This window comes from Corallococcus sp. CA054B (assembly GCF_003611625.1).
Taxonomy (GTDB): domain Bacteria; phylum Myxococcota; class Myxococcia; order Myxococcales; family Myxococcaceae; genus Corallococcus; species Corallococcus coralloides.
Genome location: NZ_RAVY01000083.1, coordinates 14,978 through 38,752 on the forward strand (window position 1 = coordinate 14,978; position 23,775 = coordinate 38,752).

General features: G+C 70.6%; 19 protein-coding genes. 11 read left to right on the top strand and 8 right to left on the bottom strand.

What is annotated here, in order from left to right; genetic code table 11:
• The first annotated feature begins 15 nt into the window (after positions 1-15).
• The 4 genes from D7V80_RS20735 to D7V80_RS20750 all read left to right on the top strand — a co-directional run bounded on the left by D7V80_RS20735 (position 16) and on the right by D7V80_RS20750 (position 3,219).
• Positions 16-906: a hypothetical protein gene (locus D7V80_RS20735; protein ID WP_233585560.1), complete on the top strand. Its 891-nt coding sequence runs from the start codon at positions 16-18 to the stop codon at positions 904-906.
• A 216-nt stretch (positions 907-1,122) separates the two neighbouring features.
• Positions 1,123-2,400: an SGNH/GDSL hydrolase family protein gene (locus D7V80_RS20740; protein WP_120589807.1), complete on the top strand. Its 1,278-nt coding sequence runs from the start codon at positions 1,123-1,125 to the stop codon at positions 2,398-2,400.
• Between the two features lie 101 nt (positions 2,401-2,501).
• Complete coding sequence (locus D7V80_RS20745) at positions 2,502-2,858, top strand: DUF2845 domain-containing protein (protein WP_120589792.1); 357 nt, start codon at positions 2,502-2,504, stop codon at positions 2,856-2,858.
• A 7-nt stretch (positions 2,859-2,865) separates the two neighbouring features.
• A complete protein-coding gene (locus D7V80_RS20750; RefSeq protein ID WP_120589793.1) occupies positions 2,866-3,219 on the top strand; it encodes a DUF2845 domain-containing protein in 354 nt (117 codons plus the stop codon).
• Here D7V80_RS20750 and D7V80_RS20755 read toward each other — a convergent pair.
• The 3 genes from D7V80_RS20755 to D7V80_RS20765 all read right to left on the bottom strand — a co-directional run bounded on the left by D7V80_RS20755 (position 3,213) and on the right by D7V80_RS20765 (position 8,604).
• Positions 3,213-5,123 (bottom strand): CotH kinase family protein, encoded by a 1,911-nt coding sequence (locus D7V80_RS20755; RefSeq protein ID WP_120589794.1) that lies wholly within the window; start codon positions 5,121-5,123, stop codon positions 3,213-3,215. The two genes, D7V80_RS20750 and D7V80_RS20755, sit on opposite strands and share 7 nt — an antisense overlap.
• A 78-nt stretch (positions 5,124-5,201) precedes the next feature.
• Positions 5,202-5,924 carry a hypothetical protein gene (locus D7V80_RS20760; protein WP_120589795.1) on the bottom strand — a complete coding sequence of 241 codons (723 nt, stop codon included), beginning with the start codon at positions 5,922-5,924 and terminating at the stop codon, positions 5,202-5,204.
• A 10-nt stretch (positions 5,925-5,934) separates the two neighbouring features.
• Positions 5,935-8,604, bottom strand: a complete 2,670-nt coding sequence (locus tag D7V80_RS20765) for a phosphoenolpyruvate carboxylase (protein WP_120589796.1) — start codon at positions 8,602-8,604, stop codon at positions 5,935-5,937.
• Between the two features lie 228 nt (positions 8,605-8,832).
• On the opposite strand from D7V80_RS20765, the gene D7V80_RS20770 reads away from it, so the two are divergent.
• Together D7V80_RS20770 and D7V80_RS20775 are read left to right on the top strand one after the other, a co-directional pair.
• Positions 8,833-11,157, top strand: coding sequence for an immune inhibitor A domain-containing protein (locus tag D7V80_RS20770; protein ID WP_233585562.1), 2,325 nt, complete (start codon positions 8,833-8,835; stop codon positions 11,155-11,157).
• Between the two features lie 165 nt (positions 11,158-11,322).
• Complete coding sequence (locus tag D7V80_RS20775) at positions 11,323-12,273, top strand: hypothetical protein (RefSeq protein WP_233585564.1); 951 nt, start codon at positions 11,323-11,325, stop codon at positions 12,271-12,273.
• A 6-nt stretch (positions 12,274-12,279) separates the two neighbouring features.
• Here D7V80_RS20775 and D7V80_RS20780 read toward each other — a convergent pair whose 3' ends face one another.
• Entirely contained in the window at positions 12,280-13,974 is a 1,695-nt protein-coding gene (locus tag D7V80_RS20780) for an ATP-binding protein (protein ID WP_120589798.1), read from the bottom strand.
• A gap of 9 nt (positions 13,975-13,983) precedes the next feature.
• Positions 13,984-15,000: an endolytic transglycosylase MltG gene (gene mltG / locus D7V80_RS20785; RefSeq protein WP_120589799.1), complete on the bottom strand. Its 1,017-nt coding sequence runs from the start codon at positions 14,998-15,000 to the stop codon at positions 13,984-13,986.
• A gap of 135 nt (positions 15,001-15,135) precedes the next feature.
• Between mltG and D7V80_RS20790 the strand changes: the two genes are divergently transcribed.
• Entirely contained in the window at positions 15,136-16,050 is a 915-nt protein-coding gene (locus D7V80_RS20790; protein ID WP_120589800.1) for a LysR family transcriptional regulator, read from the top strand.
• Positions 16,051-16,059: 9 nt separating this feature from the next.
• Here the strand turns inward: D7V80_RS20790 and D7V80_RS20795 are convergent, their stop codons facing one another.
• Both D7V80_RS20795 and map read right to left on the bottom strand, forming a co-directional pair.
• The gene (locus tag D7V80_RS20795; RefSeq protein ID WP_120589801.1) at positions 16,060-16,977 is read right to left on the bottom strand and encodes a YeiH family protein; all 918 of its coding nucleotides are present in this window, start codon (positions 16,975-16,977) and stop codon (positions 16,060-16,062) included.
• Positions 16,978-17,097: 120 nt separating this feature from the next.
• Positions 17,098-17,889: a type I methionyl aminopeptidase gene (map, locus tag D7V80_RS20800; RefSeq protein ID WP_120589802.1), complete on the bottom strand. Its 792-nt coding sequence runs from the start codon at positions 17,887-17,889 to the stop codon at positions 17,098-17,100.
• Between map and D7V80_RS20805 the strand changes: the two genes are divergently transcribed.
• The gene (locus D7V80_RS20805; RefSeq protein ID WP_370452513.1) at positions 17,888-18,286 is read left to right on the top strand and encodes a LysR family transcriptional regulator; all 399 of its coding nucleotides are present in this window, start codon (positions 17,888-17,890) and stop codon (positions 18,284-18,286) included. The genes map and D7V80_RS20805 overlap by 2 nt on opposite strands.
• A gap of 3 nt (positions 18,287-18,289) precedes the next feature.
• Here D7V80_RS20805 and D7V80_RS20810 read toward each other — a convergent pair whose 3' ends face one another.
• On the bottom strand, positions 18,290-20,851 hold the full coding sequence (locus D7V80_RS20810) for an RNA helicase (RefSeq protein WP_120589803.1): 2,562 nt from the start codon (positions 20,849-20,851) through the stop codon (positions 18,290-18,292).
• Positions 20,852-21,065: 214 nt separating this feature from the next.
• Between D7V80_RS20810 and D7V80_RS20815 the strand changes: the two genes are divergently transcribed.
• From D7V80_RS20815 to D7V80_RS20825, 3 genes are all read left to right on the top strand, one after another.
• Entirely contained in the window at positions 21,066-21,683 is a 618-nt protein-coding gene (locus D7V80_RS20815) for a DUF4142 domain-containing protein (protein WP_233585566.1), read from the top strand.
• Positions 21,684-21,789: 106 nt separating this feature from the next.
• Complete coding sequence (locus D7V80_RS20820; RefSeq protein ID WP_120589804.1) at positions 21,790-22,458, top strand: DUF4142 domain-containing protein; 669 nt, start codon at positions 21,790-21,792, stop codon at positions 22,456-22,458.
• Positions 22,459-22,606: 148 nt separating this feature from the next.
• Positions 22,607-23,775, top strand: a 1,169-nt coding sequence (locus tag D7V80_RS20825; RefSeq protein WP_147447162.1) for a serine/threonine-protein kinase, incomplete at its 3' end; no start/stop codon positions are given.

A 23,775-nucleotide genomic window follows, 5' to 3' on the forward strand; every position in this document is an offset into this window, starting at 1 on the left:
GCCAGGAGTTTCCGGATGAGTGCACGTCTCGTGTTGTTGGGTGGAGCCTTGATGCTGGGGCTGTGGGTGGCGGGCTGCGATGACGGCGAGACTGTCCGCCCGCCAACGGATGGGGGGACGACCCTGGATTCCGGGACCGACGCCGGAGATTCCGGGACTGTCGACCCTGGTGATGGCGGCGGCGGAAGCTCCGACTTCGCGTGCAACGTGGCGAAGCAGGAGGGCTGCGCCGCGGGCCAGAGCTGTCTGTACACGGACCTGGCGGATGGCGGCACGGGCAGCCAGTGCTTCGCGGCCGCGTGCGACGTGGTGCGCCAGGACTGTCCGTCCGGGCAGCGGTGCACCTACGTGGGAACCGACGGCGGCACCACCGCGCGCCAGTGCGTCGCCGCGGGCACCGCCACGGAAGGAGCGGCCTGCACGCTGGCCGAGTCGCCTCCGGGCCAGACGTATGACACGTGCGCTTCGGGCCTGTACTGCAAGGACGAGTCGCAGGACGACGGCGGCCTGGCCTTCTTCTGCCGCAAGCTGTGCCACGCCCCGTCCGACTGCGGCTCCGGCGAGTGCAACACCGTGCTGCGGCTGTCCGGCACGAGCGAGCTGCCGCTGGTGTGCGGCCCCGCGTCCGCGCGGTGCGATCCGTTCGCGCAGGACTGCGAGAGCCCGCTGGCCTGCTACCCCGCCGCCAACGGCGCGGTGTGCGCGGGTCAGGGGTCGCTTGGGGAAGGCACCGCGTGCGAGTTCAGCAACCAGTGTTCACGGGGCAGCACCTGCGTGATGACCGGCGGCAGCGGCACGTGCCGGGCGCTGTGCCGCCTGCCCGCGGGCTCACCGGGGTGCGCGAACGGGGCGACCTGCCGGGCCATCAACAACAACAACAGCGACGTGGGGGCCTGCGTCCCGTAGGCAACGGATTGCCCACGGAAGGAAGCGTCCCTGCCCGGGGTGGCGAACGCGCGGGTCCTCCAGGGGCCCGGCCCGCCACCTCGAGGGGCAAGTCGTGCGCCGTCCGTGCCCGGCCTGGGGATGTTCACGGCCTGCCGCGCCTGGCGCGCGGCATGAATCCCCGGGTCGCCACGCGGGAACATCGTGCACATTGTCTTGCGCCGGGAGGTCGTGGGCATGGGTCTGAGGAAGGCGCTGCGCTGGGGGTACTTCGGGGCCCTGGGCGTGCTGGTGGGGTGCGGCGGCATGGACGACGGCCGCGCTCCGGAGGATGTCTACGAGCCGGGTCGTACGGACGCGGAGGTCACCGCGCCCGCGGCCACGGAGTCCGTGGAGGCCGCGCCCACGCTGACGCTGCATGACGGCCACCGGGTGCAGGCCACGCCGCCCGTGGCGCCCCTGCCCGCGAGTTTCCAGCCCGCCTTCCATCAGTCGCTGCGCGAATCCGTCTCCGTGGGGAGCGTCACCACGTACCGGATCAAGGTGCCCATGGGGCGTGCGGGCAGCCGCGTGCGCGTCACCTTCCGCTCCGGCGACGGCAGCCTGACGCTTCAGCGGGCCACGGTGGCGAAGGCCGGCGCCAATGGCGCGCTGGACTCCGCGCCGGTGGCGCTCACCTTCGGCGGCAACGCGGGCTTCACCACGGGCACGCGCACGCTGGTGACGTCGGATCCGATCGCGTTCCCGGTGGGCTTCCGCGACGAGGTGGCCATCTCCTTCGAGGTGAAGGGCGCGCTGGGCAAGAGCCGCATCCAGGCGTTCCCGGACAGCTGGATGAGGGCCGGCGCCTATGCGACGGCACAGGGCGCGCTGGGCGGCCAGGCCTGGGAGTACGCCACGGGCGTGGCGACGGTGGACGTGGAAGGCGCGCCGGGCCGGGCCTTCGTCGCCATTGGGGACAGCATCACGGAGGGCTACACGGGCACGTCGAACGACACGCGCAACGCGTGGCCGTCCCGGGTGGAGAAGCAGCTCGGGGTGCCGGTGGTGAACTCGGGCGCGTCCGGGCAGGGCTTCTGGGACGCGAACCTCCAGCTGCCGCAGGAGGTGCTCTCCCTGCAGGGCGTCACCGACTGCATCGTCCTGCTGGGCGTCAACGACCTGGCCGCGGAGGGCATGACGGTGCCGAAGCTGCAGCAGCGCATGACGCAGCTGCTGGATCAGCTCCAGCCCATGTGCAAGCTGTGGGTGAGCACGCTCCTGCCCAAGGAGAAGATGGGCGCGGACGGCGGGGACTTCGCGCTGATGAAGGCCCAGCGCCAGGAGTTCAACGCGTGGCTGCGCTCCCTGACGCGCGCGCAGGTCATCGACCTGGAGGCCGTGACGCGGCAGCCGGGCAACGTGGACCTCTTCATCGACGGGCTGGAGGTGGACGGCATCCACCCGTCCGTGGAAGGCCACCGGGTCATGGCGGACGAGGTGGCGCGGACCCTCAAGGCGAAGGGCGGCCTGTAGCGCCTGCCCGGCTGGAAAGCGCACGGGGGGTTTGAATAGGTTCGCGGGCGTTGCGTCCAGGCGGTGTTCCCGTCTTCCCCAACTCCCGGAGTTTTCTCCCCATGCGCACCCTTCCCGCCGCCCTCGCCTTCGTCGCCTGCCTCGCCCTGCCCTCCCTTGCCCACGCGGCATCGCTGCGGTGTGGCAACAAGCTCGTGTCGGAAGGGGCCTCGCAGGCGGACGCGGTGGCCAAGTGCGGCCAGCCCGTGTCCACCGAGACCAAGCGCGAGCGCGTGACCACCAAGTCCCGGGATGGCAGGCGGGACGGGTCGCGCCGCGGGGATTCCTCCACGGAGTACTCGACCTCCAGCACCGTGGAGGAGTGGACCTACAACTTCGGGCCCAACCGGCTCTTGCAGGTGGCCATCTTCCGCGACGGCCTGCTGGTGGACGTGCGCAGCGGCGGCTATGGCTACTGAGGCTCCCATGCGCACCCCATCCGCCGCTCTCGTCATCGCCTGCCTCGCCCTGCCCTCCCTCGTCCACGCGTCCGCGTTGCGCTGTGACAACAAGATCGTGTCGGAAGGAGCTTCGCAGGTGGATGCGCTGGCCAAGTGTGGGCAGCCCGTGACGAAGCTGAGCAGGACGGAGTACGTGACCCACAAGGTCAAGGAAGGGGCGCGGGGCGAGACGCGCTACGGAGAGGCCTCCACGGAGATCACCACCTCCACGACCGTGGAGGAGTGGACCTACAACTTCGGGCCCCACCGGCTGATTCAGGTGGCCATCTTCCGTGACGGCCGCCTGGTGGACGTGCGCAGCGGTTCCTACGGCTACTGAGGCCCCAGGTGCTGCTCCAGCAGCTGGCGCATGAACGCCGGCCGCTGACGCAGCGTCTCCCGGAAGGACTCGAGGTTCGCGCGCCAGGCCTCCACGGAGGTCGGCTGGCTCCAGCGCGCCACCTGCTCAGGCATCTCCAGCGCGAGCGCCTCCGCCGCCGCGTCCAGGGCCGCCGTCACCCGCTCCGCGGCGAAGGTGTGCTCGGTGTGCCAGAGGAAGCGCTCGACGAAGCGGGCCTTGAACTCCGGCGACTGGAGCAGCCCCCTCAAGAGCAGCGTGGACCAGGCCCCCACCTCCGACTGCGCGTCCAGCACGCGCCCCAGGCTGTCCTGCTCCGGACCGGCGGCCAGGGCGAAGTCCAGGTCGTACACGAGCCAGCGCCAACGGCCGTCGTGTCCCAGGGGCGCGTCCGGCTCGAGCTTCTTCGTGCGCAGCCGCCAGAACTTCACGTTGTTCTCCGGCCAGTCCGTGTTGCTCAGGTAGAGCTGCGCGACCTGGTATTCGATGAAGTCCTCCACGTCCATCCGCGCGCGCACCCAGGAGTAATGCTCCGGCACCGACAGGTCGTGCGTCGCCACGTAGTCGATGAGCTCCTGATAGGGCTGCTCGTCCCCGTCCTCTCCCACGTCCAAAATCCCGGAGCCCTCCAGGATGACGGCCTTCTTGCGGTCCACGCCGTAGTGCGACGCCAGGTAGTACTCGTCCAGGCGCTCGCGCAGCTCGTGCAGGCCCCAGTACTCGCCGTTGAGGAACACGAGCGTGGGGCGGCAGTCCTGGAGCGCGAGCCGCGTCTCGGCCAGCAGGCCCTGCAGCACGCAGTCACGCAGCTTGGTGACGCCCTGGTCCTGTCCGGACGTGCGCACGATCATTCGGGTGAACTCCGTCACCGGGGAGCCGGGGAACACCGGCCCCGCGAACGTCTTCGGGCCGTAGTCCTCCTTCGCGTACAGCCGCAGGCTCTTCTGCGGCATCACCGCGCTGCCCGTGCCGTGGATGCGCACGCCCGCGTCCTGGTCGAACACGCGCTGGCCGGAGGTCTCGAACCACTCCACGTGGACGGGGCGCTCCCACTCCTTGCCGTTCTGCATGTAGTTGGCCGCGAACGGATCCTCGGGCCGGGCCTCGGCGGCGAGGCCCGGGACGTAGATGCCCGTCACCGGGTCGAAGAAGTTCGCCGCGTCGGTGACCAGCGACAGCACCGGCAGCGAGTACGGCTCCCGGCCAATGACGAACGTGCGCGTGCGGACCGGACCCACCGGCTCCGCGCCCGCGAACTGCCGGTAGCGCACCACCGCGACCTGCGGCGGCTCCTCCAGCGGCGCGACCCACCGCAAGACCTCCTCGGCATCCGGCTTCGTCGTGGGGATGAACGACCACCGCACCGGAGGCGTGGAGCGCGCCAGCAGCGCGATGGGAGCGGTGTAGCGCGACGACTCGGGCGTGGGCGTGGAGCCGTCCCGCGTGAAGTACGTCCGCAACCCCTGGGTCGTAGGCAACGCCAGCAGCGTCTCCGGCTGATAGAGCCCGGGCCGCGCGTCGAACGTCAGGTGCTGGAAGTCGACGCGGGCCCTCGCCTCGGCGCCCTGCCTGTCGCGCGCCACCACCTCCAGCCCCAGCGCGCGCCGGCCGGGCCACCAGGGCAGGCTCCAGCGGCCACTGTCGATGTCGGCATGGCCCAGGAAGCGCCCGTCCTCGTACACCTCCACCCGTGACATGCCGGCGTCGCTCGCCACCGTGCCGAACAGCCGGTTCGTCTCCGGTTCGTGCCCGTCGATGGTGACGCGAAGCCCGGAGGGCGGTGGAAGCTCGGCCTCATTCAGCCGCCGCTCGGGGGCAGGCTCACAGCCGGACCCGGCGAGGACGAGGAGACCCAGGAAGAAGGACGCAAGGAGACGGAGACGCATGAGGGTCCCCGCCCTGTACCAGACAATGCTTTGACCTCACACCGCGCTGTGACACAGCGCGGCGGGAGGCCCCTGCCCTCAGGCGGGGGGCGCGGTGGCTTCGAGCAGGCCGTGCTTCTGGAGGAGCGCGGCCAGCGCGGGCGGCGCGAGCATCCAGTCCTCGCGCGTGGGCACCCAGCGCACGGGGGCTCCGGCGGCGGCGAGCCGCGCGTTCACCTCCGCGATCATCGGGGCGAAGGTGGGCTGGGGCACGTCCCAGCTGCCCACTCCCGCCTGGACCTCCACGGCCCCGGGCTCCACGCGCACCGCGGGCTGGCCCTGCACCGGTTGGATGGCGAACCCCGGCAGGTACGGCTGCATGGCGGCGGACAGGCGCTCCAACAGCGTCGGGTCCTCGAAGGGGTGGGCGCCCTCCAGGTCGAAGAAGGTGGGCAGCTGCGCCTGGAGCTCGTCGCGCAGCGGGTTGTCCTTGCTGTCGCGCCAGGCGTGCTCGGCCAGGACGCGGGCCTCGTGGGGGACGCGGATCTCCCAGCGCTCCAGGAGCGCGAGCAGCTCCGCCACGCGCTCCACCTCCTCCCACGGAGGCTCCACGCGCGTGAGCCAGGCCACCTCCGACACCGTCTGTCCCCGGCGAAGGCCCGTCACCCGGTCCCCCTTGCGCAGCTGGAAGGGCGGCGCATCGGTGAACTCCGGATCCGGATAGAGGGCGGTGTGCAGCAACCCCGTGCCCTCTTCCGGGCGCACGCGCGCGAAGCCGTGCTTGGGGTTGATCTCCTCCACGACGAACGTCTCCTGGGCCATGATCTCTTCTCTAACCGGTGTTCCGCATGCCCGCAGCGATGCCGTTGAGCGCCAGGAGGAGCGGCCGGTCGCACTCCGCGTCCCCGTCCCGCTTGCGCTTGAGCAGCTCCACCTGGAGGAAGGACATGGGGTCCACGTAGGGGTTGCGCAGCGCGATGCTCCGCTGCAGCTGCGGGTTGTTGTCCAACAGCTTCGCCTCCCCCGTGAGCGCCTTCACCGCGCGGCGCGTGCGGGAGTGCTCCTGCTGGATGCGCAGCCACAGGGGCCGCGTGGACGCGGGGGCCAGCTTCGCGTACCGCGCCGCGATGGCCATGTCCGTCTTGGCCAGCACCATGGTCACGTTGTCGATGACCGCGCGGAAGAAGGGCCATTCCTTGTACATGCGCTGCAGGAGCGCCGCGCCCTCCGGCGTGGCCGCGGACTCCTCCAGCGCGCTGCCCACGCCGTACCAGGCCGGGAGGATGGCGCGCGTCTGCGTCCACGCGAAGCTCCACGGGATGGCGCGCAGCGTGTCCAGCCCGCCCGCCTTGCGCTTGCTGGGGCGCGAGCCGATGGGCAGCGCGGAGATCTCCTCCACGGGCGTGCCCTTCATGAAGAACTCCACGAAGCCCGGGTCCTCCCACACGAGCGCGCGGTACGCCTTGCGGCCGGACTCCGCCAGCACGTCGAAGGCGGCGCGGAACGCGGACTCATCCTCAGGGGACGGGCGCGGCTGCGCGTCCAGCGTGTGCAGGAGCACGCCGCCCACCACCAGCTCCAGCGTGCGCTGGGCGAGCTCCGGGCGCGCGTACTTGTGGTCCATCGCCTCGCCCTGTTCGGTGGCCTTGTAGGCGCCGGCCACCGTGCCCGGCGGCAGCGCGAGGATGGCCGTCTGGGCGGGGCCGCCGCCGCGCGCCACCGTCTCCCCTCGGCCGTGGAACAGGCGCAGGGGCACGTCGTTCTCGTCCGCCACCTGCGTGAGCGCCACCTGGGCGCGGTACAGCGCGGCGCTCGCGGCGAGCAGGCCCACCTCCTTGCCGGAGTCGCTGTAGCCCACCATCACCTCCTGCACCCCGCGGCCCTTCAGGTGCTGGCGGTACTCCGGGTGCGCGAAGAGCTGGCGCAGCACGTCCGGCCCGCCGTCCAGCGCGCCCAGCTGCTCGAAGAGCGGCACCACGTCCACGGTGGCGCACTGCCGCTCCTTGTCCCAGAGCCCCGCGTGCTTCAGGCACTGGAAGGCCGCCAGCACGTCGTCCGCGGTGGAGGCCATGGAGAGGATGAGCGTGCGGCACACGGACTCGCCGCCCTCGTCCTGGCCCTCGCGCAGCTTCTCCAGCACCTCCAGCAGCCGCTTGCCGCCCTCGGTGGGCGCCGGTCCGCCGTTGAAGGACGCCGCCGCGCTCACCGCGTCCTCCGCGGGGGCGCGCACCTCCAGCTCGCCCAGGCCCAGGCCCAGCGCGCGCACGCGCTCGGACATGCGGCGCACCTCGCGCAGGCCCGCGTGCTCCGCTCTCGCCGCGAAGAGCGACCGCTCCAGCACCGCCAGGTCATCCCCCAGCGCCTCCGGTGAACGGTAGGCCCCGGCCGGCAGCGTGGACTCCCGCCCCTGCCGCCGCGCGAGCACGTGCTCCAGCGCCAGCGTCAGCCGCTCCTCCATGAAGCGCAGCTTGCGGCGCCACGGCTCTCCCAGCGTGCGCGGGCCCTGCTGCTTCGCCACGTCCGGCAGCGCCTTCGCGTCCTCCTCCAGCGAGCGCTCCAGCTCCTGCGTGGGGCGAGCGTGCCGCTCCGACTGGGACAGCATCCCGCCCAGCCGCTCCACGTCGCGCAGGAGCAGTCGCAGGCCCCGGGCGCGGTGCGCGCGCAGCGTGTCCGCGAACACCTCCGGCGTCACCAGCGGGTTGCCGTCCATGTCGCCGCCCACCCACGAGTGCACGCGCACGGGCGTGTCCAGCGCGCCCAGGGGCTCGCCGTAGGCGCGCTCGAAGGCCCAGTCCAGCGCCTCCGGCAGCCGGGCCACCGGCTCCGACAGCATCTCCTCCACGTACCAGTGGACGTTCTTCACCTCGTCGCCCACGGTGGGGCGCTCGCGGCGCAGCTCGTCCGTCTGCCACAGCGCGGTGATCTCCTCGCGCATGGCGGTGAGGTTCGCGGCGGACTCGCGCGGGGTGAGCGTGCACCGGTCGCGCTCCTCCAGCAGCATGGCCAGCCGGTAGAGCTTCTCCAGCAGCGTGCGGCGCACCGCCTGGGTCGGGTGCGCGGTGAACGTCAGCGTCACCTTCAGCGTCCCCAGCGTTTCACGCACCTTGTCGGCGCTGACGCCCGCGGCCTTCAGCGCCAGCAGCGTGGACTCCAGCGACCCCTTCTGGGGCCGGGTGGCGGTGGGGCTCGCGTGGGCCCGCGCGCGGCGGATGCGGTGGTGCTGCTCCGCCAGATTCACCAGCTGGAAGTAGACGGCGAAGGCGCGCAGCACCGGCTCCACCTGCTCCGACGGCAGCCGCCGCAACACCGCCGCCAGCTCCGCCGCCGCGGCGCGTCGTCCGGCCACCGGGCCCCGCCGGCGCTGGATGGCCAGGTGGCGGACCTCCTCCTCCTTGTCGAACAGGGCCTGCCCCTCCTGTTCCACCAACACCTCACCCAACAGCCGGCCCAAGAGCCGGACATCCCGCCGCAGCGGGGGATCCACGGGACGTGTACGCGCCATAACGGACCGGAACCGTAGTCCTTTGGCCCCCCACCGCCCCTACCCATTCTCGAAACTTCGACCGCCAGCCGACGGATGACCCACTCCGTCCTTGCAGGAAAAATTCAACCTCCCGGTCTTCCCAAAAGGTCGAGCCTTCCACTAGAAAGTGGGCACTCCCGGACCCTGCCGGGATGTCTGACCTGACCCGAAGGAGTGGCAATGCGGAAAAACCCATCTTGGCTGGCCTTGGGCCTGCTGACGCTCGCGGCGCCGTCGGCGTACGCGGAGCGCGCGTGGTACGAGAAGCCGCAACCCGACGTCGCCGCGCCGTCCACCAAGCTGCGCCAGGCAGTTGTCCAGGACATCACGGACGACCTGCCCCACCGTCTGGGTGAGCAGCAGAAGGAGCTGAAGGCGCAGGCGCTGCAGATGCGCCTGGAGGGTCGCGGTCAGCCGGGCCGGGTGCAGAAGCTGGCCAACGGCAAGTTCGTGGAGTTGGAGTTGCAGCGCACGGACCGCATCTTCGTCATCCTGGTGGAGTACGGGACGCAGATCCACCCGGTGTTCGGCAACCCCGCCACCAACCCGGGCGGCAACATCCCCGGCCCGCTGCACAACGAAATTCCGGCCCCTGACCGCTCGGTGGACAACACCACCATCTGGCAGCCGAATTACGACCGGGCGCACTTCGAGAAGCTCTACTTCGACACCACTCCGGGCGCGGACTCGGTGGCGAACTTCTACAAGGCCGCGTCCTCCGGCCGCTACACCGTGTCCGGCACGGTGTCCGAGTGGGTGAAGGTGCCGTACAACGCCGCCCGCTACGGCAACAACCTGTGCGGCAGCTCCAGCTGCTCCAACTCCGTGTGGCCGCTCATCAGCGACGCCATCAAGGCGTGGACGAACACCCAGCTGGCCGCCGGCAAGACGCCCGCGGAGATCAAGGCGTACCTGGACACGTTCGACACGTGGGACCGGTACGACTACGACGGCGACGGCAACTTCGACGAGCCGGACGGCTACATCGACCACTTCCAGATCGTCCACGCCGGCATGGGTGAGGAAGTCGGCGGCGGCGCGCAGGGTCCCAACGCCGTGTGGAGCCACCGCTGGTTCGCGTACAGCAACGGCACGGGCCCGGATGGCATCGGCCCCACGTACAACCAGAACGGCGGCGCGCGCTTCGGCACGGGCATCGACAAGTGGGTGGGCGACTACACCATCCAGCCGGAGAACGGCGGACTGGGTGTGTTCGCGCACGAGTACGGCCACGACCTGGGCCTGCCGGACCACTACGACACGACGAACGCGGCGGACAACGGGACGGGCTTCTGGACCGTCATGTCGTCCGGCTCGTACCTGAACGACGGCACCACGGACATCGGCAGCCGTCCGGGTGACTTCTTCGCCTGGGACAAGCTGCAGCTGGGCTGGCTGGACTACGCCTCCACGGACGCGGGCCTGTACTCGTACCACAACCTGGGCCCCGCGGAGTTCACGTCCGCGAACGCGAAGCAGGCGCTCGTGGTGAAGCTGCCCGGCAAGCCCGTGCTGCAGCCCACCACCACCCCCTACGAGGGCCAGGGCATGTGGCAGGGCGGCCAGGGCAACAACCTGGACCGCGTGCTCGAGAAGACGGTGAAGCTGCCGAACAAGAAGCCCATCACCTTCTCATTCCAGACCTGGTTCGACATCGAGGAGGACTGGGACTACGCCTACGTCGCCCTCTCCGTGGACGGCGGTCCGTTCGTGAACCTGCCCAGCCCCGTGAGCCGCACCACGAACCCGTGGGGCAACAACCTGGGCAACGGCATCACCGGCACGTCCGGCGGTTGGGTTCCCCTGGAGTTCGACCTGTCCGCGCACGCGGGCAAGAGCGTCACGCTGAAGATCCGCTACAAGACGGACGGGGCGGAGTTCGGCAAGGGCTTCCTCGTGGACTTCGTGCAGCTGTGGGCGAAGAACACGTACCTCTTTGGTGACGACGGCGAGTGGGGCCACAAGTGGTGGGACAAGTCGACGTTCTTCGTGACGGACGGCACCAACACCCTCTACGACAACTACTACATCGCCGAGTGGCGCCAGTTCCGCGGCTACGACGAGGGTCTGGCCACGGGTCCCTACAACTACGGCTTCAGCGCGGATGGCCTGGTGGACTGGGCGGAGCGCTACTCGTACAACCCCGGCCTGCTGATCACCTACTGGGACACGTCGCAGTCGAACAACAACGTGTCGCAGCACCCGGGCTCGGGCCGCATCCTGCCCGTGGACTCGCGCCCGCAGCCCCTGCAGCGCAGCGACGGCCGCTACTGGTCCGGCCGCGTGCAGACGCACGACGCGACGTTCGGCCTGGAGCCCAGCTTCCCGCTGTCGCTCAAGCCCAACGGCTTCCCGCGCAACGAGTACCCCTCGCAGCCCGCGGTGCCGGTGTTCAACGACATGAACGAGTTCTGGTACGCCACGCAGCCCTACGGCGGCGTGAAGGTCCCGAAGACGGGCACCATCATCGAGGTGCTGTCGACGAACGCCGACCAGACCGTGATGGAAGTCCAGGTGCGTCCGGTCGACTGAGTGGCTGACCGTCGTCACCGCTGAGCCGTGACGGAAGGCCGGTCCCGCTTCGATGCGGGGCCGGCCTTTCGCTTTTCGGGTTGAAGGAATCCGGACACCCGGAGCGCGGCCGTGGATGACAGCTGCGCGCGGGGCGCTACGGTGCCCGCCATGGCTGAGTGCCCCGTGGGAGCGCCCTCCTCCCCCTCCCCTCCTCCCGAGCCGCCCTCCGACGTCGCGCGAACCGTGGCGCTGGAGCCCGCGGATCCGATCAGCGTGCTCAACCAGGCGTTCCGCGACGCGTACGCCGCGCGCCGTGAGGCCGTGCTGTCCCGCCTGGGGCCCGTCATCGCGCAGATCGACGACGTGCTCATCCTGCGCATGCGCGGCCAGCGCTTCGAGGCGCCCGCGCGCACGCGCCGCTACCACGAGTACAAGTCCATCACCCACGTGCCGCTCGCGCTCCACATCCTGCTCGCCAGCAAGGACGCGCTCGATGAGGAGACGCGCACGCGGCTCACCACCTTGCGCGGCCTCATCACCGCCTCGCGCGGGAGCCTGGAGGACCGGGGCCTTCCGGCAGAAGCCCTGGCGCGGCAGCACCGCCTGCTCGACGCGTCGCTCGCGCTCGTGGACGGCGTGCTGGCCGCGAACCAGGTGACGCAGGCGGAGCTCTCCGCGTTCATCCACGCCCGGGTGCCGGACCTGCTGAAGAACGCCGAGGACGCGGCGAGGGATCAGATCGACACCATGCACGCCTCGGTCGAGGCGTGGAAACGCCAGATGACCGCCGAGGAGCGCGGCCAGCTGCGCGCCGTGGTGGCCGCGTCGCACATGTCGCGGCCCGGCAACGTGGCCGCGCAGTACTTCTCCATCACCCTGGGCGATACGTGGGAGGGGCGCTTCCACGAGGAGGATCAACAGCCCGGCAAGCGCGTGCTCTCCTCGGAGGCGACGTTCGACGAGCCGTCGGCGTTCGCGCTGCTGGCCACGCACGTGCTGGACGCGAACACGTCGCGCGGCATCTTCGGCGAGGAGACGCGCATGGCGAGGGACCTGCTCGCGGACGCGGCCGAGCGCATCCTCGCGGGCATGTTCCAGACGTCGCCCCAGCCGCCCGGCACGAGCGCGCCGTAGCGGTTGTCAGGGGCGCGTGAGCGGCAGCTCCACCATGAACGTCGCGCCCTCGCCCAGGCTGCTGTCCAGGGACACGCGCCCGCCCTCGGCCTCCACGATGGTGCGGGTGAGGTAGAGCCCCAGGCCCAGGCCGCCATAGTGGCGCTCGGACACCGCGCGGCCGTAGCGCTCGAAGAGGCGGGGCCGCTGCTCCGGCGAGACGCCGATGCCCCCGTCGCGCACCGTGAGCCGCGCCACGGGCCCGTCCGCCACGAGCCGCACGGACACCGGCGTCCCGGCGCCGTACTTGAGGGCGTTGTCCAGCAGGTGATCCAACACCTGCGCCAGCCGTGCCCGGTCGAAGCAGCCGCGCACCGCCCCCGGGGCCTCCACCTGGAACTCGCAGTGCTCCAGGGCGAACCTGGGCGCGAACATCGTGGCCACCTCGCGCACCACCTCCGCGACGTCCACCTCCTCGCGCTGCAGGCGGAAGGTGCCTGCGCTGATGCGCGACACGTCCAGCAGGTCGTTCATCAGCTCCGTGAGCCGGCGGACCTGGCGGTGCCCCGTCTCCACGTGCGCCTCGATGACCGGGGCCAGCGGCGAGTCCGGATGCGACTTCACCGCGCGCGACAGCGCCTGGAGCTTCAGGCTCAGCGGCGTCAGCGGCGTCTTCAGCTCGTGGCTCGCGACGGAGAGGAACTCGTCGCGCAGGCGGATGGCGTCGCGCGCGCCCTGGAGCAGCCGCGCGTTGTCCACCGCGAGCGCGGCCACGTTCGCCAGCTCCTGGGCGAACCGCAGGTCCTCGTCGCGATACCGGCGGCTGGAGGTGGTGACCAGGAAGGTCAGCGCGCCCAGGATGTGGCCCCGGGCCATGAGCGGCACGGTGAGCAGTGAACGCATGCCCACCCGTCGCATCGTCTCCAGGTGATGCGCGTCCTGCGCCACGGCCTGCATCTCCGCGTCCGTGACCTCCGGCACCAGGGTGGACCGGCCGGTCGCCAGCGCCACCGCGGGAGGATAGACGGGCCGCTCCTGGGGCACCGGCGTCAGCCGCTGCACGGTGGCCGCGAGCGGCGCATGCGAGGGATCCGCCGCCACCACCTGGACGCGCTCGAAGTGGCCATCCGGGTGCAGCATGTCCACGATGCACCAGTCCGCGAGCGCCGACACCGACAGGTTCGCCAGCGACGCCAGCGTGGCGGAGGCGTCCAGCGACGACGCGAACAGCTCGCTGGCCCGCGCCAGGAACTCGGCGCGCTCCTCGCCCAGGGCTTGCGCCTGGATGTCCACGCAGGTGCCCACCCACTCGCGCACGCAGCCGTCCGCCCCCAGCACCGGCAAGCCCCGCGCGAGCATCCACACGTACGCGCCATCCACGCGGCGCAGCCGGTAGCGCGTGGCGAAGAGCTGCGTCCCCGCCTTGGCCCGCTGCCACGCCGCCAGGGCCCCGGCCCGGTCATCCGGGTGCAGGGCGAGGAGCCATCCCTGGTTGCGCATCTGCTCCGCCGTCTGGCCGGTGAAGGCCGTCCACGACGGGGAGATGGGTGTCAGCGCGTCCCTGGCGGGGTTCGTCGACCAGGTGACCTGCGCCGCGGTCTCCAGCAACAGGTGGAGCCGCTCGGTCTCCTGGCGCAGCCGGGCCACCTCCTCGCGCAAGGCGCCCTCGGCATCGGAAGGAGGCGTGGAGACGCGGCTCGGATCCAGGAGGGGGGACGTCATCGTGGTGCCTCAGTACACGTTGTACTTGGCGCGAAGCGCTTCGTGCTCCTGCGCGTTGCGCGACGGGTGGAGGACCTTCTGGGCGTCGTGCAGGTAGTACCAGTAGTCGCTCTTCACGGGCCGCAGCGCGGCGAGCAGCGAGTCCACCGTGGGCGCGCCAATGGGGCCCGGCGGCAGGCCCGCGCGGGAGCGCGAGTTCCACGGATCCGAGGCGTCCCGCAGCCGCTTGAGGAACGCCTTGCGGTCGTTCCACTCCGCCAGCTCGTAGCGGCTGGTGGCGTCCACGCCCAGCGGGAAGCCCTTGTCCACGCGCTTCCAGAGGATGCCCGCGACGAGCGGGCGCTGGGAGGGCACCGGCTCCTCGCGCTCCAGCATGGAGGCCATCACGACGATGTCGTGCAGCGACCGGCCGCTCTTGGCGATCTCGTCCTTGTGCGCGTCGTAGAAGCGCGCGCGGAAGGTGTCGATCTGCCGCTGGATGAACGCCTCCACCTTGAAGTTGTCCGCGATGATCCCGTACGTCTCCGGGTAGAGGTAGCCCTCCAGGCTGCGCGTGGGCAGCGGGAACGGCGCGGCGAAGCTGCTCGTGCGGCTGGCCGCGGCGATGTACTCGCCCGGCTTGATGAGGCCCTGGGCTGCGAGCACCTGGTCGGTGTCGCGCAGGCGCCAGCCTTCGATCATCGCGAAGGGCACGTCCTCCGGCAGCGGCTGGCCTTCCAGGGCGTTGGCCAGCTCCGCGACGGAGGCGGTGGGGCTCAACATGAAGCGGCCCGCCTTCACGTTGAGGCTGCCCCGGCGCCACAGGTGGAAGCGCCAGACGTTGGGGTCGTCCAGGAAGCCCTGGGCCTGGAGCTGCTGGCCCAGCGAGCGCGCGGACGCTCCCTTCTTCACCACGAACTCCTTGGGAGCCGGATCCGCCGCCGTGTGCGGCGCGGTGGTGGCGTTCTGGAAGTGCATGAACACGCCGCCTGCACCCGCGACCGCCAGGACGATGAGCACGACGAGCGCGACCAGGATCTTCTTCATATGGGGCGCCAACCTATCAAAGGCCCTGACGCTTCCAACGAGAACCACCGTGCGCCCGGCCGGGCAGGCGGACGCAAGCGCCCCCTTCTCAACACCCAGCGATGGAGGCGCCCCTTCCCCCGCGCCTCGTCTAGGATGACGGCCTTGTTCGTCGACCCCCGCCGGCTCGAAACCTTCCGCGTCGTCGCCTCGACCGGGCAGATCTCCGCCGCCTCCCGCCTGCTCCACCTGTCACAGCCCGCCGTCACCGCGCAGGTCCGGCAACTGGAGGCGGACTGCGGCCAGCCGCTGCTCGTGCGCACCGCGCGCGGAGTGCGGCTGAACGCGGCGGGGCGTGTCCTCTTCGACTACGCCCAACGCATCCATGGACTGCTGGATGAGGCGGCGCTCGCCATCGCGGCCGAGGAGACCCTCACCGGCGAGCTGGCGCTGGCGGCGAGCACCACCGTCGCCAATGCCATCGTGCCTGGTCTGCTGGCGTCCTTCCTGCGCACGCACCGTGAACTCCAGGTCCGTCTGGAAGTGGGCAATACGCGCGAGGTGCTGACGTGGCTGTCGGAGGGCCGGGTACCGCTCGGGCTGGTGGAGGGCCACGCGCGGGCGCCCGGCATCCGGCTGGAGCGCTACCTGGATGACGAGCTGGTGCCGGTGGTTTCGTCACAGGGGCCGGTGGAGTGGGCGCGGATCCGCACCATGGAGGCGCTGCGGGAGGTGCCGCTGCTGTGGCGGGAGCAGGGCTCCGGCACCCGCGCCGTGCTGGACCGGGCCCTGCGCAAGGCGGGCGTGCGCAAGGGCCCCCAACGTGGAGACCTTCAGCTGGGCAGCACCGAGGCCATCAAACGGGCCGTGTCCCTGGGCCTGGGCGTGGCGCTGTTGTCCCGCTGGAGCATCGACGGCGAGCTGTCCCTGGGCCGGTTCCAGGTGCTGCCCGTGCCGGGGCTGCGCATCCCGCGCGCGTTCTCCTGGGCCCTGCCCGTGGATGAACCGTCCGGAGCCGCGGGCCGCTTCCTGCGCCATGCCCGCGCCACGCCCCCGGTGCTGCTGCCCTGAGCCCGCGGCTCACGCGGCCCAACCCAGCCGCAGCGCGCCCAGGCACAGGCCCGCCATGAGCAGCCACAACACCACCGCCTGCGCGAGCGGACGAAGGCCCACCGCCCGCAGCGTCTCGCGCGTCAGCCCCGCCCCCAACAGGAACAGCGTCACGACGAGCAGCTGCCGGGCAACGGCCGCCACGCCCTGCCCCACCGGTTCGAGTCCCGGGAACACGGTCACGACCGCCGCCGCTCCGAGGAACCCGGCGATGAACCACGGCCGGCGCACCCGGCCCGTCACCGCGTGGCCCTCGCGCCGACGCCATGCGGCCAGGCCCACCGTCAGAGGGAGAATCCATAGGGCGCGCGCCAGCTTCACGGGCGTGGCCACCGCCAGGGCCTCGGGGCCGTAGCGCAGCGCCGCGCCCACCACGGAGCTGGTGTCGTGGATGGCCATCGCGCACCACAGGCCGAACTGGTGCGGCGTCAGCCCCACCGCGTGGCCCACGACGGGGAAGACGAACAGCGCTACGGCATTGAGCAGGAACACCGTGCCCAGCGCCACGGACGTCTCATGCTCCTGGGGCCGCAGCACCGGCACCACCGCCGCGATGGCGCTCCCGCCGCAGATGGCCGTGCCCACGCTGATGAGCAGGCCCGTCACGCGGGGAACGCCCAGCAGCCGGGCGAGCCCCACGCCCAGCGTCAGGCACAGCGCGATGCCCACCACCGTGTAGCCCAGGCCCTCACGCCCCGCCGCGAGCACCGTGCGCAGGTCCATGCCCGCCCCCAGCCCCACCACCGCCAGGGACAACAACCGGGGCGTCAGGGCCCGCGTCGTCCCGGCGAACGGATTGCCCACGGTCAGGGCCACGCACAGCCCCGCGAGCAGGGCCACGCCGGTGGAGACGAAAGGAAGCAGGCAGAGCGCCGCGCCGAGCGGCATCAGGACGTGCCCGGCCGTCCAGGCCCGGGGACGGACAACGGGAAGCGGCGGAGGCGTTTCCATGCGCCAGGAGATGCGCCTGGCGGCCTCCGGGCACCAGATGTCAGAAGCGATAAGCCATCAGCTTTCTGGATGGCTCGCGAGGATGTGCAGGGACAGCGCGTTGGGGGTGAGGACTTCACAGCCGTCGCGGGTGACGAGCACGGTGTGTTCGAACTGGGCGGACAGGCTGCCGTCCGCGGTCACGACGGTCCACCCGTCCGGCATCATCCGGATGTCCGGGCGCCCCAGGTTGATCATGGGCTCGATGGTGATGACCATCCCGGATTTCAGCGTGATGCCCGTGCCCGCCCTGGCCACGTGCGGCACGTGCGGCTCCCCGTGCATCTGCCTGCCGATGCCGTGGCCCCCGAACTCCTCCACCACGCTGCACCCCTCCGCCTTCGCCAGCGCCATCACCGCCGCGCCAATGTCCCCCAGCCGCGCGCCGTGCCGCACCACGGACACGCCCACGTCCCGGCAGCGCCGCGCCACGTCCACGACGTGCTTCGCGTCCGAGGAGACCTCACCAATCATGAACGTGGCGGACGTGTCGCCGTGGAAGCCGTCCAGGTGCGTCGTCACGTCCACGTTGACGATGTCGCCGGGCATCAGCACCTCATCCGTGCGCGGGATGCCATGGCACACCACGTGGTTGCGGCTGGTGCACACCGTGGCCGGGAAGCCCTTGTAGCCCAGCTGACTGGGCGTCCCACCCCGCCGCGCCGTGTCCTCGCGAACCCACGCGTCGATGTCCGCCGTCGTCACGCCCGGCTGGAGCCGGGTGGCCACGTGCGCCAGCGTGCCCGCCGCCGCGCGGCCCGCGAGCCGCAGCCGGTCCACTTCACTGCCCTTGAAGAGAGGGATGCCCATGCCGGGCAAGGTGGCACCCGCCCGTCCGGAGCGTCCAATGCTGTTCTGGCATGACGAGGCCCCGTGGATGGTGCGCACGACTCGCGCTAACCTCGCGCGCGTGAGCATCACGCACCTCCAGTCCTTCGTCGCGGTGGCGGAAGAGGGCCACGTGGGCCGGGCCGCGCGCCGGCTGCACATCACCCAGCCGCCGCTCAGCCGTCACATCCTCGCCCTGGAGGATGAGCTGGGCACGCCCCTCTTCGAGCGCGTCCCCAAGGGCATGCGCCTCTTGCCCACCGGAGAGGCCCTGCTCCAGCACGCGCGCCGCATCCTCGCGGAGGTGGAGGTCGCCACCCGCACCGTGCGCGAGGCGGCCCAAGGCTCCGGAGCCGCCTCCAAGCCGCCCCTCGCCTGAGGCCTACGACCAGGCGGCCATGCCGCCAATGCGGCGCAGCATCAGGATGGGGCCGTCGTCCATGCGCCGGCCGCGCAAATCAATCTCACAATCGATGACCCAGTCCCCATGGCCCTCCGGGTCCATGATGCGCTGCTGGGCCTCCCACTGGCGCGTGCCCGCTTCCTTGAGCTGCGTGTTCGCCGGCTTGCGCGCCTGGGGCGTGAGCACCACCAGCTTGTGCTCCTCGAAGTACGGCGCCATGGCCAGCTCCAGCTTCGGCGCGGTCCACTCGCCCAGCGCGTTGTCCAGCATGCCCAGCGCGTCCAGGTAGCGGCGCTGGCCCAGCGCGCGCAGCAGCCGGTGCAGCTCCTCGCGCACGCGCGCGGCGAAGGCCTTGGAGTCCTCCGTGAGCTCCTTGGGCTTCAGGTCCACCACCGGCTTCACTTCGACGGGGGCCTCCGGATTGCGCATCCGCTCCCACTCGTCCAGGAGGCTGGAGTCCACCTGACGCAGCGTCGCGCGCAGGTGGTCGATGATGTCGTCCAGGTCCTCGTTGCGGAACTTCTCCGGCACCGTCTGCACCAGCGACTTGTAGACGTCTCCCACGTAGCGCAGGAGCACGCCCTCGCTGCGCTGCAGGCCGTACTCGCGCACGTAGTCGTGGAAGGACATGAAGCGCTCGAACATGTCCCGGACAATGGACTTGGGCCGGATGTTCTCCTCGCCCACCCACGGGTGCTTCTTCGCGAAGGCGTTGAAGGTGCCGTAGACGAACTCGCGGTTCGGCTTGGGCCACTCCAGCTTCTCCAGCTCCTCCATGCGGTCGTCGTACTCCACGCCCCGCGCCTTCATCTCCTGGATCTTCTCCCCCTTCAGCTGGTGCAGCTGCGCGTACAGCACCACGTCCGGGTTCTCCAGGATGGACTCCACCAGCGTGACGACGTCCAGCGCGTACGTGTCCAGCGTGGGGTCCAACAGCTCCAGCGTCTCATGCAGGTACAAGGACAGCGTGTGGTTGAGGCTGAAGTCGCGCTGAAGGTCCTCCGACACCTCCACCGTCGCCGAGTGCTTCTCCCACTGCACCACCTTCACGATGCCCGCGTCGCGCAGCGTGCGGAAGTACATCGCCGCGTCCTTCAGGAGCTTCTTCTTCGTGTAGTCGGAGCTGTGCGAGCGCATCACCAGCTGCACCAGCCGCTTGTAGCCGCCGCTGCCCTCCGTCTTGTCGCTCTGGAGCAGGTTGAGCAAGAGGCCGTGGCTCACGTCGAAGCGCGACTCCAGCGGCTCCGGAAGCCCGTTCTGGAGCCGCTCGAAGGTGCTCTTGTCGTACTGCACGAACCCCTTCTGCGGCGGCTTCGCCTTGGGCGACTTCTTCTTGCCCGCGGCCTCCTTCGCCGCCTGGCGGATGTTTTCGATCATGTACTCCGGGGCCTGCGCCACCACGCTGCCCTCGGTGTCGAAGCCCTTGCGGCCCGCGCGGCCGGCGATCTGCTTGAAGTCGCGCACGCTCAAGGTCGCCAGCTTCTCGCCGTTGAACTTGAACAGCTGCGTGAAGAGCACCGTGCGGATGGGGATGTTCACGCCCACGCCCAGCGTGTCCGTGCCGCTGATGACCTTGAGCAGGCCCTGCTGCGCCAGCTTCTCCACCAGCAGGCGGTACTTGGGCAGCAGGCCCGCGTGGTGCATGCCGATGCCGTGGCGCAGGAAGCGCTGGAAGTCCTTGCCGTAGGGCGTGTCGAAGGGGGCGTCCAGCAGCGCCTGGCGGATCTCCTCCTTCTCTTCCTTGGTGTTGAAGTCCACGGACATCAGGTTCTGCGCCTGCTCGGCCGCGGCCCGCTGCGTGAAGTTCACCAGGTACACGGGGTACTTCCCGCGCGCGATGAGGTCCTGGATGGTCTCGTGCAGCGGCACCTCGCGGTAGTCGAAGTCCAGCGGCACGGGGCGCTCGGAGCTGCGCACCGTGGCCACCTCGCGGCCGGTGAGCTTCTCCAGGCTCTGCTCGATGACGTGCGTGTCGCCCAGCGTGGCGGACATCAGCAGGAACTGCGTCTTGGGCAGCGCCAGCAGCGGAATCTGCCAGGCCACCCCGCGCTCCTTGTCGGAGTAGTAGTGGAACTCGTCCATCACCACCGCGTCCACGCGCGCGGAGGCGTCACGCAGCGCGAGGTTGGAAAGAATCTCCGCCGTGCAGCAGAGGATGGGCGCCTCGCGGTTGATGGACGCGTCGCCCGTCAGCATGCCCACGTTCTCCGGGCCGAAGGCCTTGGAGAGCGCGAAGAACTTCTCGTTCACCAGCGCCTTGATGGGGCACGTGTAGAACGACACCTTGCCCTCGGCCATGGCCTTGAAGTGGAGCGCCATGGCCACCAGCGACTTGCCGGAGCCCGTGGGCGTCTTGAGGAACAGGTGCTTGTCGCTCAAGAGCTCCAGGATGGCCTCCTCCTGGGCGGAGTACAGGCTCAAGCCGTTCGTGGCGACGTAGCTCACGAAGCGGTTGAGGATCTCGTCGGCATCGAGAGGGGGCTCGCCGGGCTTCGGCAGCAGGGCGGCGAGCGGGGCGCGGGTGTCGGCGGAGGCACTCATCGGACCCGACTCTAAGGGGGTGCCGCCCTGTCCCCGTGAAAAATCGCGCGTTCCCGGGCCTGCACACGCACCCGGAGAGGCCCCCTGCCTGCCCGGCCTGTGCACCCGGGCACAGTGGCAACGGCTGAGACGCGCATGGCCATGGGCGGAGGGCCTCCCCATCCTGCCCACGCGACATTCACGGGGGATGAACATGCGGACAGCGAAATTCTGGATGGGGACACTGCTGGCGGGCGCACTGGCGCTGGGTTACGGGTGCGGCAGCGACGCGAACAAGGATCCAGCGTCTCAGGACGTGCCACAGCAGCAGGTCCCGGACGCGGGCACCGACGCGGGCGTGGTGCTGACGCTCACCGATGCGCAGATCGCGCGCGTCCTGCAGGTGGCCAACGAGGGCGAGGTGATGCTCGGCCAGTACGCCGCGCCGCTCGCCACCGACCAGGCGGTAATCGACTTCAACAACCAGATGGTGACCGAGCACACCGCCGTGAAACAGCGGCTGGATGCGCTGCTCGCGGCCGAGGGCATCACGCCCGAGGACTCCCCGCTGAGCCTCCAGTTGCAGAACGAGGTCCAGCAGCTCATGCAGGTCCTCCAGGGCCCGAACGCCCCGGCCGCGGGCGCCGCGCTCGACCTGGCGCTGCTCAGCGCGCAGCTCAACGCGCACGCGCGCACCGCCTTCATCGGTGACAGCCTGCTGACGCCGCAGGCCACCAACGCGGCCCTTCAGCAGGAGCTGGCCAGCGAACGGCAGGCCGTGCAGACGCACATCAACGAGGCGTCGGATCTCCAGTCCGTCATCGTCTTGCCTCCCGTCGAGCCCGAGCCGTAGTGCGTTCCCCCGTCGCCGGAGCCCGCGGGTGGCTCCGGCGGCGGGGCGGCGTCTGGGGCGCGGGTGTGGGTTTCGCCCCGCGCGACATTCACTGAGGGGTGATCACATGCGAAGAGCAAGGTTCTGGTTGGGGGCGGTGGTGGCTGGGGCGCTCGCGCTGGGCGTGGGCTGCGATGACGACGACGACGACGGCAACTTCGATAGCGTGCCAGGGATGCCTGGCCAGCCGGACGATCCGGATTCGGGCACCCCGCCTGATCTCATTCCGACGATCCCGGATACCGGACTGATACAGACGCTCAGCGACGCGCAGATCGCCCGCGTCCTGCAGGTGGCCAACGAGGGCGAGGTGATGCTCGGCCAGTACGCCGCGCCGCTCGCCACCGACCAGGCCGTGATCGACTTCAACAACCAGATGGTGACCGAGCACACCGCCGTGAAACAACGGCTGGATGCGCTGCTCGCGGCCGAGGGCATCACGCCCGAGGACTCCCCGCTGAGCCTCCAGTTGCAGAGCGAGGTCCAGCAGCTCATGCAGGTCCTCCAGGGCCCGAACGCCCCGGCCGCGGGCGCCGCGCTCGACCTGGCGCTGCTCAGCGCGCAGCTCAACGCGCACGCGCGCACCGCCTTCATCGGCGACAGCCTGCTGACGCCGCAGACCACCAACGCGGCCCTTCAGCAGGAGCTGGCCAGCGAACGGCAGGCCGTGCAGACACACATCAACGAGGCGGCGGATCTCCAGTCCGCCATCGTCGTGCCTCCCGTCGAGCCATAGCCGGAGCGCTTTCCGTCTCTGGATAAAAATACAGCTCGGGCTCTCAGGTTCTGAGAGCCCGAGCGCGTTCGCACGACCCGTGGGGGAGGATTCGACCCAGGTGCTTTCCAATCGTGTCGGCCCGGTTTAGTAGGAAATTGGACCGCCGATGCAAAAGCCAACCGAACCGACCTCCGCGCAGAGCGAGCCGTTGACGACGGGACGGGTCCTGCGCTCCACGTATGAGATTGGCACCGTGCTGGGCAAGGGCGGCATGGGCGCGGTGTTCCTCGCGCGCCACCTGCGCCTGCCGGGCAAGCAGGTCGCCATCAAGGTGCTGCACGGCGCGGAGGCGCTGTCGGAAGAGGTGGCGGTGCGCTTCCGGCGCGAGGCGGAGATCGCCTCCCGGCTGGGGCACCCGAACATCGTGGAGGTGCTGGACTTCGACACCCTGGAGGACGGCACGCCCTTCATGGTGATGGAGTACCTGCGCGGTGAGGGCCTGTCGCGCCGGCTGCGCAAGCAGAAGCAGCTGCCCATGGAGGAGGTCATCTCCATCACCCGGCAGATGGGCGCGGCGTTGCAGGCGGCGCACCGCGCGGGCGTGGTGCACCGCGACCTGAAGCCGGGCAACGTGTTCCTCGTGCCCACGGAGGCGGGCGGCGTCGTGGGCGAGCGCGTGAAGCTGCTCGACTTCGGCATCTCCAAGCTCGTGGACGCGCGCACGGTGATGACGCTGGACTCCGTGCTGATGGGGACGCCGCAGTACATGGCCCCCGAGCAGGCCATGGGCCACAACAGCAACGTGGACGCGCGCACGGACCTCTTCGCGTTCGGCTGCATCGTCTACGAGATGATCGCGGGCCGGCCGCCCTACACCGGCGACAACGTCGCGGAGCTCATCTACCAGATCGTCCACCTGGAGCCCCCGCCGCTCCTGACGCTGGCGCCCGGGACGCCGCCGCACGTGGTGGCGGCCATCTCCCGCGCGATGGCGAAGAAGCCGGAGGACCGCTACCCGGACGTGGGCGCGTTCATCCTGGAGCTGACGGGCAGCCCGCTCCAGACGCTCGCGGAAGTGAAGCCGGAGCAGCGCTCGCGCCCCACCACGCCCACGGCCCCGCCGCCCTCGGTGCCGCGTCCGCCGGACCGCGAGGAGCACATCCCCACGGTGGGCATGCGTCCCCACGCCGGCCGGGAGACCTCTCCTCCTCCTTCCGGGCCCCAGACGGAGTCCCTGGCCGCGCAGCCGCTGGCCCCCGCCCGCCCGAAGTGGCCGGTGGCCGTGGCGGTGGGGATGGCGGTCATCGTCGCGTTCGCCGTCGCCTTCTTCTGGAA